This window comes from Streptomyces sp. NPDC058964 (genome assembly GCF_042741275.1).
GTDB lineage: Bacteria > Actinomycetota > Actinomycetes > Streptomycetales > Streptomycetaceae > Streptomyces.
Map to the genome: position 1 here is coordinate 1 of NZ_JBHYKH010000050.1, position 11,921 is coordinate 11,921.

The following is an 11,921-nucleotide window of genomic DNA, read 5'->3' on the forward strand; positions in this document are numbered from 1 at the left end:
CCCGGCGCTGCTCGCCCGGCGCTGCTCGCCCGGCGCTGCTCGCCCGGCGCTGCTCGCCCGGCGCTGCTCGCCCGGCGCTGCTCGCCCGGCGCGGCTCGCCGGCCTGCGAGCTCGTGGGGGCGCGGGTCGCGGTGATGAACGTCTTCGGCTGACAGGGGGGCCTTCTCGCGGGCCCGCACCCTCTCGACGTACCCTGAGATTGGACTAGACCTGTAGCCGCTCCAGGGAACACCGACGGAAGGGGTCCTATGAGCACGCGTGCAGTCCTGGAGGTGATCGCCCTCGGCCCCGAGGACGCGGTCGCCGCCCAGGCCGGAGGCGCGGACCGCCTCGAACTGGTCACCGACATGGCGGCGGACGGACTGACCCCGCCGGCCCGGACCTTCGCCGCGATCCGGGCCGCCGTCGACATCGACCTGCGCGTGATGCTGCGGCTGGCCGGCGGGTTCGCCGCCGGGGACGTCGGCGGCCTGGTGCGGGCGGCCGGGGAGATGCGGAGTGCCGGGGCCGATCAGTTCGTGCTCGGCTTCCTCGGCACGGACGGCGGGGTGGACCTGGCGGCGGTGGAGCGGATCGTCGCCGAGCTGGACGGCTGCCGGTGGACCTTCCACCGGGCCATCGACCGGGCCGCCGACCGGGACGCGCTGCGCAAGCAACTGGCGGACCTGCCCGGCCTCGACACCTACCTCACCGCCGGTTCGGCCGCCGGGGTCGACGACGGACTCCCCACGCTGCACACCGAGGCACGGCGGCGCGGGGAGCCCGGGTACGAGCAGACGCTCCTGGTCGGCGGCGGACTGCGCCTCGACCACGTACCGGCACTCCTGGACACCGGCATCGACGCCTTCCACATCGGCGGGGCCGCACGACCGGAGGGCTGGGCCGGCCCCGTGTCACCGTCGGCGGTGGCGGAGTGGCGGCAGACACTGGACCTGGGGGTTCCGCAGCCGCAGCCGCAGCCGCAGTACTAGCCCAGGCCCTGGTCCCGGCTCCGGGTCAGCTGGTCCGGCAGCGGCGCCGTGTGGGTCACGATCAGGCCGGAGACCGCGCGGGTGAGGGCGACGTACAGGCGGCGCAGGCCGGTGCGCTCGTCCGGTTCACCGTCGACCACCGCCCGGGGCTCGTCCAGGACCACGTAGTCGTACTCCAGACCCTTGGCGAGCGAGGCGGGGACCAGGGTCAGCCGGGTCTCCCGGGTCGTCTCCTCACCGGGGGCCAGGTAGCCGATGCCCGCGGCGGTGAGTGCCTCGGCGAGGGCCGGGACCCGGGCGTCGGCCGCGATCAGGCCCGTCGAGCCCTCGTTGCGCAGCAACTCCGCGCAGGCGGCGACCACTTGACCGGTGTCCGCGATCGTGCGGACCTCGAAGGAGCCCGGGTTCTCACGGACCGACGCGACCGGTGTGAGGCCGGGCGCGATGTGGGGCAGCAGGAGCGAGGCGTACGTGATGACGTCCGTCGGCACGCGGAAACCCGCGGTGAGCTCCTCGACGACCCCGTCCGTCTTCCCCAGGTGCGCGAGGGCCTCTTCCCAACTCCGGGTCGCCCACGGGGTGGTGCCCTGTGCCAGGTCGCCGAGGACGGTCGCGCTGCCGGTGGTGCAGCGGCGGCCGACGGCCCGGTACTGCATGGGGGAGAGATCCTGCGCCTCGTCGAGCACCACGTGCCCCAGCGAGTGCGTGCGCTGGACGAGATCGGTGGCCTCGTCGATCAGCACGGCGTCCGCGGCCGACCACTTGGCGGACTTCACACTGCGCACCGGCTTCGCCCACAGGATCGTCTTCTGCTCGTCCTCGTCGAGGATCCCCTCGGCGTGCTCGGCGAGAAAGTCCGCGTCGGTCAGCAGCCGCAGCACGAGCTTGCCCGGGTCGACCGGCGGCCAGACGTCCCTGACCGCCGCCTTCACCGCGCTGTTGCGGGCGACCGCGTCCTGCACCCGGTCGTCCGGGGCCTCTCCCGACCGCTCCATCTGCACCAGCACGGCGTGCGCGATGCGCTGCGGCAGGGCCTCGCGGGCGGCGCCGTAACGGATGTCCCGGGCCAGCAGCTCCCGCACGATCTCCTCCAGCTCGTACGCGGGCACGCGCCAGCGCCGGGAGCCGCGCACGACCACGACCGGCTCGGTCGGCATGGTCACGTGGGCGTACACGGCCTTCTTGAGGACGTCCGCCATCCGCGCGTCGCCCTTCACGATCGCGGCGGTCGCGTCGTCCGTGCCACGTACCTCCACATGGGCGACCAGGTCGTCGACCGTCCCCTGCCGCACCGTCAACTCGCCGAGGGCGGGCAGCACCTGCTCGATGTAGTGCAGGAAGGACTTGTTCGGGCCGATGACGAGCGTGCCGGTGCGGGCGAGCCGCTCCCGGTGGGCGTAGAGCAGGTACGCGACCCGGTGCAGGCCGACGGCGGTCTTCCCGGTGCCGGGGCCGCCCTGCACACAGACGGTGCCGGACAGGCCGGACCGCACGATCTCGTCCTGCTCGGGCTGGATGGTGGCCACGATGTCCCGCATGGGACCGACACGGGGCCGCTCGATCTCCTGCTGGAGCAGCTTGCTGGTCGCTGCCGCCTCGGCCGGGTCGGACAGGTGCTCGTCCTCGTACGCCGTGAGGTCGCCGCCGGTGTAGCCGAAGCGGCGGCGCAGCCCGATGTCCATCGGGTCCTTCTTGGACGCCCGGTAGAACGGCTGCGAGACCGGCGCGCGCCAGTCGATGACCATCGGGTCGCCCCCGGCGTCGTGCACGTGCCGCCGCCCGATGTAGAAGCGCTCGCCCTCCGCGCCCTCGGCCCGGTCGGCGCCCGGTGAGCGGAGGTAGTCGAGACGGCCGAAGAACAGCGGTGTGTCGCTGAGGTCGGCCAGCGCCTTGATGCGCTCGTCGATCTGGCGGGCCAGGACCTCGGCGTTCACCCAGTTCGCGGTGACGTCGCTGATGTCGAGCGACTCGACGTCCTCCCGCATGGCGCGCAGAGCGGCTCGGGAGCCGGCGAGGTGCGAGCGTTCGCGGGCGAGTGGGTCGTCGGCGGACGTGGACAAGGGGGTGCCTCCGGTGGGCCTGCTGTGGGTGGGCGACATGGATGCCGTCCGGTTTCCGGCCGGGCGGCGGCACTCCGGTGGGGAGGCGGGCAAGAGCGGAGATTTTAGTGAGGGGGACGGGCGGAGGCCAATGGATATTCGTCCGGATGCCCGTCGTGGTCCTCCGTCCCCTAAGGGGCGCGGCCGACCGGGGTAGGGGGAGGAGTCCGTCCCCGGGTGGACGGCGAGGCGGTGCGGGTTGGCTCCGGAGAACGATGCCGGAGTCCGGCCGCCGGAGCCACCATGGAGACATGAGCGCAGCAACCATCCATCCAGTCCCCGCCCGCCCGGCCGGCGCCACGGCCCTCGAGGGCACCCATCACCACCGCCTGGGCAACGCCCTGCGCGCCATCAAGGTGTTCGCGGAAGCGGCGTTCGGCGTGGTCGTCCTCGGTGAGTACGGCGAGGAAGCGGGCATACGCCGCAAGTAACCCCATAGGGTCGCCTCCGTGCCGAAACGGATGGTGACGTTCTCACCCCCTCCACTCCTTCCCCTGCTCCTCCTGACCGCGTCCCTCGCCGCCTTCGCCGCCCTCTGCTTCCTGCAGCGCACCCCGATGGCCGACGTGCTGGTCTACCGGGCCGAGGGCCGGGCCGTCGCCCACGGCGGCGACCTCTACGGCTTCACGGTCACCGAGTGGCGGCTGCCGGCGACGTACCCGCCCTTCGCGGCCGCCCTGTTCGTCCCGGCGGCCTGGATCCCCGTTCCGGCCCTGAAGGCGACGTTCCTCGCGGGCAACGCCCTCCTGCTCGCCCGTCTCGTCCACCTGTCCGCCCGCCTCGCCGGCCGCACGGTCCCCGGGCCGCTGCTGTGCACCGCCACCGCCCTGGCCCTCTGGCTCGAACCGGTCTTCCAGACGCTCCTGTTCGGGCAGATCAACCTGGCGATCATCTGCCTGGTGCTGTGGGACCTCACGCGCCGGCCGTCCGCCCGGGGCAAGGGCGTCGCCCTGGGCGTGGCGGCCGGGATCAAGCTCACTCCGGCCCTCTTCATCGTGTACCTGTTCCTGACCGGACGCCGGCGCGAGGCGGCGACGGCCACGGCGGCCTTCGGCGGCACGGTCGTGCTGGGCGCGCTGCTGCTCCCCGCGGCCAGCGTGGACTACTGGACGAGGCGGCTGTACGAGACGGGCCGGGTCGGCAAGGGCTGGATCGTCGACAACCAGTCCCTGCAGGGGCTGGTCGCCCGGGTGTCCGGCGACCCCGCGCCGGGGTTCGCCTGGATGCTCCCGGCGGCCGCGGTCGGGGCGCTGGGCCTGTGGCTGGCGTGCCGGGCCGCCGCGGAACGGCACGGCATCCTGCTGACGGCGTTCACTGCCCTGCTCGTCTCGCCGATCAGCTGGTCCCACCACTGGGTGTGGTGCGTACCGCTGGCCGCCGTGCTCCTTGCGGAGGGCCGCGTCCGCCTCGCCGTGCTGACGCTGACCGTGTTCACCGCCCGCACGATGTGGCTGCTCCCGCACCAGGGCGACCTCGACCTGCGGCTGCCCTGGTGGGCACAGCCGCTTGCGGCGCCCTACGCGCTGCTGGGGGTGGCCCTCCTGATGGCGTCGGGTGTCCTCGGACGCCGGGCGCCCTCCGCGGGCCCGGTACTCCGCGAGCCGCGAGGTGAGCCGGATCCCCGGCTCCTGGTCACCCACGCCGACCGGTCATGAGAACCACGGCGCGGGGATCCGGATCCGCGCGCCGGATCCCCGTCGCTCAGCTCTCCGCCAGGATCTCGTCCGCGTCCACGATCCGGTAGGCGTAGCCCTGTTCCGCCAGGAACCGCTGGCGGTGGGCGGCGAAGTCCTGGTCGATGGTGTCGCGGGCGACCACGGAGTAGAAGTGGGCCTGGTGGCCGTCGGCCTTGGGCCGGAGCACCCGGCCCAGGCGCTGGGCCTCCTCCTGGCGCGAGCCGAAGGTGCCCGACACCTGGATGGCGACCGTCGCCTCCGGCAGGTCGATGGAGAAGTTGGCGACCTTGGAGACCACGAGCACACTGATCTCACCCTCGCGGAAGGCGTCGAAGAGCTTCTCCCGCTGGGCGTTGGACGTCTCGCCCTTGATGACGGGCGCGTTCAGGTGCTCGCCCAGTTCGTCGAGCTGGTCGATGTACTGGCCGATGACGAGGATCTGCTGACCCGCGAAGCGCTTGACGAGGGCCTCCGTCACCCTCCGCTTCGTCGCCGTGGTCGCGCAGAAGCGGTACTTCTCCTCCGTCTCGGCGGTGGCGTAGGCGAGCCGCTCGGACTCGGTCAGATTGACCCGCACCTCGACGCAGTCGGCGGGTGCGATGTACCCCTGCGCCTCGATCTCCTTCCAGGGCGCGTCGAACCGCTTGGGCCCGATGAGGGAGAACACGTCCGACTCGCGGCCGTCCTCGCGCACCAGGGTCGCGGTCAGCCCGAGACGCCGGCGCGCCTGCAGGTCGGCCGTGAACTTGAAGACGGGAGCGGGCAGCAGGTGCACCTCGTCGTAGACGATCAGCCCCCAGTCACGGGAGTCGAAGAGCTCCAGGTGGGGGTAGATCCCCTTCCGCCTCGTCGTCAGCACCTGGTAGGTCGCGATGGTGACCGGACGGATCTCCTTGCGCGTACCGCTGTACTCGCCGATCTCGTCCTCGGTCAGCGAGGTCCGCTTGACCAGCTCGTGCTTCCACTGCCGGGCGGAGACGGTGTTGGTGACGAGGATGAGGGTGGTGGACTTGGCCTGGGCCATGGACCCGGCACCCACGAGCGTCTTTCCGGCGCCGCAGGGCAGCACGACCACGCCGCTGCCGCCGTGCCAGAAGTTCTCCACGGCCTGCCGCTGGTAGGCCCGCAGCGCCCACCCGTCCTCGCGCAGCTCGATCGGATGCGCCTCGCCGTCCACGTAGCCCGCGAGATCCTCGGCGGGCCAGCCCAGCTTGAGCAGCACCTGCTTGATCTGCCCGCGCTCGGACGGATGTACGACGACGGTGTCCGGATCGATCCGGGCCCCGACGAGCGGGGCGATCCGCTTGGACCGGAGGATCTCCTCGAGGACCGGCCGGTCCGTGGTGCTCAGGACCAGCCCGTGGGCCGGGTGCTTGCTGAGTGTGAGCCGCCCGTACCGGTCCATGGTGTCGGCGATGTCGACGAGCAGCGCGTGCGGCACGGGGTAGCGGCTGTACTGCACCAGCGCGTCCACGACCTGCTCGGCGTCGTGCCCGGCCGCGCGTGCGTTCCACAGCCCCAGCGGGGTCACCCGGTAGGTGTGGATGTGCTCGGGCGCCCGCTCCAGTTCGGCGAACGGCGCGATGGCCCGACGGCAGTCGTCGGCCCGCTCGTGGTCTACCTCCAGGAGCAGGGTCTTGTCGGACTGGACGATCAGCGGACCATTCACGCGCGGCACCCTTTCCCTATGGCCATTGTCATCGGCCAAACGTCCAGTGTGCCCTACCGGCGGACGATCACGGCCGGTCGCGGGATCACTCCTCCGCCAGCTCCGCCACCCCCGTGACCCGGTGCAGCGGATACGTCCGTACCTCGTCCGCCGTGTGGTCGTACGCCGTCACGAAGCCGCCCTCGACGCGGATGGGGGCGATGACGCGCTGGCTCGCGGCGCCGTCGGCGTTCACATAGCCGATCCACAGTGCCTCGCCGGTGAGGACCGCGGCCTGCATGGTGGCGAGGGTCTCGGCGGAGCCGGTGCGGGGGAGCTCGCCGCCCGCGGCCGGGGCGCCGGCCGTCTTGCGCGGGGTCGTGGCGGCGAGGTCGCCCGCCCGGATGGCACGGATCGCGGCCGACAGGAGCGTGGCGTCGGGGGTGGGCGGCCCGTCCGGGACCGGTTCGGGGGCGGTGCGGGGCGGGGTGCGGTGGGCATGCGCGCGGGTGATCAGTACGTCGCCCTCGGCGGACTCGGCGGCGGGCACGTAGCCCATCGCGCGCAGTCCCTCCAGGAGCGTCGCGGGATCGGCCTGTGCGGCCAGTACCGTCGGGGCCAGGCGGCGCAGGCGCAGGGCGGCCGCGCGCCGGTCGGCGAGGATCTCGTTGAGCAGGGTGTCGTCGTCGCAGCGCACATAGGCGGAGGCCGCGCCCACCCGCAGATGGCCGTGTCTCCTGGCCACGTCGTCGATGAGATAGGCCAGCGGCTGCGGGACCGGTGTGCGGGAGTGGGCCGACAGGAAGGCGTGCAGGTCGGAGGCCGCGCGGCCGGCGTCCAGGGCACGCCGCACGGAGGCGGGGGTGAAGCGGTAGACGGTCGCGCCGCCCTTCGACTCCACGTCCGCGAGCACGCCCAGCATGTCGGCCAGCGGGCGCTCCAGCGGGCCGGGCGCCACGGCCGTCAGGTCCGCCTGGAGCAGCACGTGGTCCAGCGGCTCGGGCAGCAGCGGCGCGAGGAGACGGGCGGCCGCGGCGGTGGCCACCGCCTGCTCGGGCGGCGAGAGCGGTTCGTGGGGCGCGGGCGCGCGATGGCGATGGTGGGCGGGGAGCTTGTCGCCGGGGCCGGACGGCTCGGCGTCCGCCCGGCCCTGTGCGGGACGGCCGGTACCCGGTGCTCCCAGCAGTGCCCTGCCGTGGGCCGACAGCGCCCCGCGTCCGGTGACGCCCAGCAGCTCCGCCTCCGACAGCGTCCACTCGGCGAGGCGGGAGCGCAGGTCGTCGTCGCTTCCCCACGCTCGACTGCGCTCGCGCGGGGGGACCCCCACGGGACCGCGCAGCGGACGCTCCCAGCGCAGGCGGGCCAGCACGGACTCGGCGGAGGGCGCCGTGCCCTCCGGGAGGGCGGCCAGCAGGGACAGGACGCGATGGCGCACCTCGGGCGCGGCCGAGCGGTCCAGCCCCGGCCCCAGCGCCGACAGCGCACGGTCCTTCGCGTCCCGCCCGCCGACCAGGCCCGAGGTCCGGGTGGCCGTCAGCCACGACTCCGCGAGCCGTGCCCAGCGCTCGGCCGGGGGCAGCTCCAGCCACTCGTCGTAGGCCGGGGTCGCCGCGTACCGCTCGTCGGCCTCGCCGTCGGAGGCCAGCAGGCCGGACGCGTAGGCGAGTTCGACCCAGAAGGCGGCCACGGGCTCGGGCACGTCGAGCGCGACGGCGGTCCGCTTCAGGTCCCGGACGCTCAGCCCGCCCGCCCGCAGCACGGCCGGTCCGCCCTCGTCCCAGTCCTTCAGCAACTCCTCGACGGTCGCCAGGGCGCTGTAGGCCTGGCCGGCCGCGGTCGCGTCCACGATCTGCGCGCCGTGCGTCGCGGTCGGCTCGACGGCGGGCGGTACGGCCTCGGGCGCGCGGTGGGCGCGGCCCTGGCGCAGATGCAGGGCGACCTCCCGGGGGAGTACGACCGTGCCGGGCGCCGTCGGCAGCAGCAGGCCGCGGTCGAGCAGCCAGCGCAGACGGGGCGCCGGGTCGGGGGTGACCTGGCCGTACGGTGGTCCCCAGACCAGCCGGGTCAGGACGTCGAGGGACTCCTCGGGCGCCCCGGCGAGCAGGGCGGCCATCCTCTTCCGGTCCGTGAAGAGGGCGGTCAGCGACCCGGCGGCGGAGACCGCGTCGTGGGTCGACGGCAGGCCCGCGGCCGCGACGATCTCCTGGATGCGCCCCGGCGACATCCCCGCGGTCGCCTCCTGGACGGACGGCCCCAGTCCCGTCGGGGACGGGTGCTGCGGCGACGGGGCCAGCACCTCACGGGCCGTGCGCACCAGGCGGAGCCGGTCGTCGTCGCCCCAGGCCAGAGCCTGCTCGCGGAGGGTGGCGAGGGCGCGGGGCAGGGCGGCGGCGACGGCCGGATCGCCCGCCTCGCCGCTGTCCCCGGCCATCAGACCGAGCAGGTCGCCGTAGGTCGCGGGGTCCGCCGCCACCGCCAGCGCCTCCGCCGTCTGCAGCGCGAAGCGGTCCAGACGCTCCAGGGCGCGCAGGACCGAGGCACGCGTGCCGGCGCGGGTGGCGAGCTGGGTGAGGTCCGTGGGGACGGGGGTGACGAGGTCGGGGCGGCTGCGCAGGAGCGCGGCCAGGGAGGCGTCGTCCCTGGCGCGGAGCGCCTCCGCGAGAGAGCGGGGCGCCGGGCGGTCCTCGGTGCTCATCTGACCCACGGTAGCGGGTCGCCCCCGGCGGTTTCGCCGTTGCGGTACCGGCCGGTTCGGTACCCGTCCCCGGGGCCGCGCCCCCGCACCCCGCTCCGGCCGGACGGCCTCGTCCCCGCACACCGGACGAACCGGTCGATGCCGACCTGCGCTACCTTCTCCCCGCGGGGTAACAACATGTCGGCCCCCGAGGGGACTTCGTGGGTATCGAGAGCGACCAGGTCGTCTACGAGTATCTGAGCCGGGTCGGTGACGTGGCACAGCAGCGGCAGCTGCCGTCGGCCGACCGGATGCGCCTGGTCTCGGAACTGCGGAACGAGATCGACCGGCGCCGCGCCAAGGCCACCGTCGACAGCCCCGCCGCCGTGCGCCGCATCATCGCCCGCCTGGGCTCCCCGGACGAGGTCGTCACGGCCGCGGGGGGCAGCGCCGGTGCGCCGTCGGCGCCGCCCGCCGCCGTGCCCGTACAGCCGGGGCGGCCCGACCCCGAGCCGAAGCGGCTGCGCCGGGCCGTACCGCGTCCGCGCCCCGCCGGGCCGGACGCCTCCGCCCGCCCGGACGCGCCGTCCCCGCCCCACCTGGCCGGCGAGCACGAGCTCGGCGACAGTGCCCTGCAGCCGGACTGGTGGCGGGTGGACAGCAGCCCGTTCGGGGAGGGCGACAGCGTGCCGGGGTTCGTCGGCGGAGTGGAGATCCCCGAGCTGCTGAGGGCGCCTCGGCCCGAGGAGAAGCGGCCGGAGCGGACCCCGGAGGAGGATCCCGAGCCGGTCGGGGCAGCCGCGGAGGCGGCCCCCGCCCCCGCGCCGCGCCGCCGGTTCGCCCTGCCCGGGCCGGCCGCCGGCTGGACCAACCCTCTTCTCCTCCTCGCCGCCGGGCTGCTCGTCGCCGGTGCCGTGCTCGGCAACTGGTTCGGTCTCGTCCTCGGCTGGCTCATCGCGTACGGCTCCCGCCGCCTGACCCCGGCGGAGACCAAATGGGCGGTGATGGGCATGCCCGGCCTCGCGGCCGCGGCCGGGCTGGTCTGGCTGTGGGGGAGGAACGACGGCCGCTGGGGCACCCCCATCGTCCGGGGCCACATGAACGACGCCGTGGCCGGGACCTGGCCCTGGGTGGTCCGGGGCGCGGCCGTGGCCTCGGCGCTCTACCTGGTGTGGCGCTCCCAGCGCCGGCGCTAGCGAGCCGTTCCTCGCGACCGCGCCGCTTCCCCCGGGGCAGTCCATGTCACACCCCCGTCGGGCCTGCGGGTCGTACGGCCTGGGCACAATGGCCCATATGACTGCTCCCGTGCTGACCGTCGGCTTCGACCTCGACATGACCCTGATCGACTCCCGGCCCGGCATCCACGCCTGCTACTTGGCGCTGTCCGAGCGGACGGGTACGTACATCGACGCCGATCTGGCGATCACGCGGCTCGGGCCGCCGCTCGCGGAGGAGCTGGTCAACTGGTTCCCGGCCGAGCAGGTCGGGCCGATGAGCGACCTGTACCGCGAGATGTACCCGGCCATCGCGGTCGCCGCGACGCCCGCGATGCCCGGCGCCCGTGAGGCGATAACGGCGGTCCGGGCGGCCGGGGGGCGGGCGATCGTGGTCACCGCGAAGTACGAGCCGAACGCCAAGCTGCACCTGTCCCACCTCGGCCTGGAGCCGGACGTGGTCGTCGGTGACCTGTGGGCGGAGCAGAAGGCTGAGGCCCTGCGTGAGCACGGGGCCCGTGTGTACGTCGGGGACCATGTGGGGGACGTGCGGGGTGCCCGTACCGCCGGAGCCCTGTCGGTCGCCGTCGCCACCGGTCCGTGCGACGCCGAGGAGCTACGCACGGCCGGCGCGGACGTCGTGCTCGACGGCCTGGCCGCGTTCCCGGACTGGCTGGACGGCTACCGGGAGTCGGCGCGCGCCTGACGCCGGCCCGCCGAGATGGACCGGAGCAGCCCCGCGCCCGCGACGAGGAAGCCGACGCCCATCAACATGCTCAGGCCGAACATGTACGTCGGAAAAGGCTTCGCACCGAGGAAGAGCGGTGCCACGGTGACGAGAGTGGCCACGGCACCGATGAAGAAGACGACGGCACCGGCACGGATCAGTCCGTCGCCGGGCCCGGCGGAATTCGTTTGGGTTTTGTCACGCACCGGACCAGGGTAGTTCCCAGCGCGAAGGAACAACCGGGCGACGTCTTGTCACCCGCCCGAAGACCATTAGCCTTGGTAGCGGCGGGTCATCGACGACCCGCTCTGTTGCTATCAAGAGCCGTTTCCGAAGCAGTTTTCCGACGAGTACGAGGACGAGGACAGACGTGCCTACCGGCAAGGTCAAGTGGTTCAACAGCGAGAAGGGCTTCGGCTTTCTCTCCCGCGACGACGGCGGTGACGTCTTCGTCCATTCCTCGGTCCTCCCCGCCGGAGTCGATGCGCTCAAGCCTGGACAGCGCGTGGAGTTCGGAGTGGTCGCCGGCCAGCGTGGTGACCAGGCCCTTTCCGTCACCGTCCTCGACCCGACGCCCTCGGTCGCGGCCGCGCAGCGCAAGAAGCCCGACGAACTGGCCTCCATCGTGCAGGACCTGACGACCCTCCTGGAGAACATCACGCCGATGCTGGAGCGCGGCCGCTATCCGGAAAAGACCGCGGGCAAGAAGATCGCCGGTCTGCTGCGGGCGGTCGCCGACCAGCTGGACGTGTAGTCCACAGGGACCACTCCCGATAGAGCCCGTTCAGGGGAAGGCGAGTGCGTCAGGGGGGGGGGGGGGGTCCCCCCCCCCGGCCCCCCCCCGGGGGGGCACACACCCACACCCCCCCGGTCCCACCCCCCCCCGCTCACACGGGGAATATGTTTATGTCA

Annotated in this window: 10 protein-coding genes; 6 read left to right on the forward strand and 4 right to left on the reverse strand. The window is 73.6% G+C overall.

The genetic code is table 11. The annotated features are described in order from the left end of the window. Positions 1–248 precede the first annotated feature (248 nt). The gene (locus tag ACFW2E_RS09370) at positions 249–971 is read left to right on the forward strand and encodes a copper homeostasis protein CutC (protein ID WP_384463822.1); all 723 of its coding nucleotides are present in this window, start codon (positions 249–251) and stop codon (positions 969–971) included. On the opposite strand, the gene ACFW2E_RS09375 is transcribed toward ACFW2E_RS09370, so the two are convergent. Further along, positions 968–3,070, reverse strand: a complete 2,103-nt coding sequence (locus tag ACFW2E_RS09375) for a HelD family protein (RefSeq protein ID WP_384463825.1) — start codon at positions 3,068–3,070, stop codon at positions 968–970. The genes ACFW2E_RS09370 and ACFW2E_RS09375 overlap by 4 nt on opposite strands. A gap of 251 nt (positions 3,071–3,321) precedes the next feature. Here ACFW2E_RS09375 and ACFW2E_RS09380 point away from each other — a divergent pair, with 251 nt between their 5' ends. After that, positions 3,322–3,501: a hypothetical protein gene (locus tag ACFW2E_RS09380; protein ID WP_384463828.1), complete on the forward strand. Its 180-nt coding sequence runs from the start codon at positions 3,322–3,324 to the stop codon at positions 3,499–3,501. A 30-nt stretch (positions 3,502–3,531) separates the two neighbouring features. Further along, the gene (locus ACFW2E_RS09385) at positions 3,532–4,725 is read left to right on the forward strand and encodes a glycosyltransferase 87 family protein (protein WP_384463885.1); all 1,194 of its coding nucleotides are present in this window, start codon (positions 3,532–3,534) and stop codon (positions 4,723–4,725) included. Positions 4,726–4,771: 46 nt separating this feature from the next. On the opposite strand, the gene ACFW2E_RS09390 is transcribed toward ACFW2E_RS09385, so the two are convergent. Next, on the reverse strand, positions 4,772–6,415 hold the full coding sequence (locus ACFW2E_RS09390; RefSeq protein ID WP_384463831.1) for a DNA repair helicase XPB: 1,644 nt from the start codon (positions 6,413–6,415) through the stop codon (positions 4,772–4,774). 85 nt (positions 6,416–6,500) lie between these two features. After that, positions 6,501–9,089 carry a helicase-associated domain-containing protein gene (locus ACFW2E_RS09395; RefSeq protein ID WP_384463834.1) on the reverse strand — a complete coding sequence of 863 codons (2,589 nt, stop codon included), beginning with the start codon at positions 9,087–9,089 and terminating at the stop codon, positions 6,501–6,503. Between the two features lie 200 nt (positions 9,090–9,289). Here ACFW2E_RS09395 and ACFW2E_RS09400 point away from each other — a divergent pair, with 200 nt between their 5' ends. Together ACFW2E_RS09400 and ACFW2E_RS09405 are read left to right on the forward strand one after the other, a co-directional pair. Then, positions 9,290–10,264 (forward strand): hypothetical protein, encoded by a 975-nt coding sequence (locus ACFW2E_RS09400; protein ID WP_384463837.1) that lies wholly within the window; start codon positions 9,290–9,292, stop codon positions 10,262–10,264. A gap of 88 nt (positions 10,265–10,352) precedes the next feature. Then, on the forward strand, positions 10,353–10,988 hold the full coding sequence (locus tag ACFW2E_RS09405; RefSeq protein ID WP_384463840.1) for an HAD family hydrolase: 636 nt from the start codon (positions 10,353–10,355) through the stop codon (positions 10,986–10,988). On the opposite strand, the gene ACFW2E_RS09410 is transcribed toward ACFW2E_RS09405, so the two are convergent. Continuing rightward, complete coding sequence (locus ACFW2E_RS09410) at positions 10,964–11,215, reverse strand: hypothetical protein (RefSeq protein WP_384463843.1); 252 nt, start codon at positions 11,213–11,215, stop codon at positions 10,964–10,966. The two genes, ACFW2E_RS09405 and ACFW2E_RS09410, sit on opposite strands and share 25 nt — an antisense overlap. A gap of 164 nt (positions 11,216–11,379) precedes the next feature. On the opposite strand from ACFW2E_RS09410, the gene ACFW2E_RS09415 reads away from it, so the two are divergent. Next, on the forward strand, positions 11,380–11,763 hold the full coding sequence (locus ACFW2E_RS09415) for a cold-shock protein (protein ID WP_384463846.1): 384 nt from the start codon (positions 11,380–11,382) through the stop codon (positions 11,761–11,763). Positions 11,764–11,921: the final 158 nt, after the last annotated feature.

Coding starts and splice junctions, on each gene's coding strand:
- ACFW2E_RS09370 (WP_384463822.1), top strand. CDS start 249: ATGAGCACGCGTGCAGTCCTGGAGGTGATCGCCCTCGGCCCCGAGGAC.
- ACFW2E_RS09375 (WP_384463825.1), bottom strand. CDS start 3,070: ATGTCGCCCACCCACAGCAGGCCCACCGGAGGCACCCCCTTGTCCACG.
- ACFW2E_RS09380 (WP_384463828.1), top strand. CDS start 3,322: ATGAGCGCAGCAACCATCCATCCAGTCCCCGCCCGCCCGGCCGGCGCC.
- ACFW2E_RS09385 (WP_384463885.1), top strand. CDS start 3,532: ATGGTGACGTTCTCACCCCCTCCACTCCTTCCCCTGCTCCTCCTGACC.
- ACFW2E_RS09395 (WP_384463834.1), bottom strand. CDS start 9,089: ATGAGCACCGAGGACCGCCCGGCGCCCCGCTCTCTCGCGGAGGCGCTC.
- ACFW2E_RS09405 (WP_384463840.1), top strand. CDS start 10,353: ATGGCCCATATGACTGCTCCCGTGCTGACCGTCGGCTTCGACCTCGAC.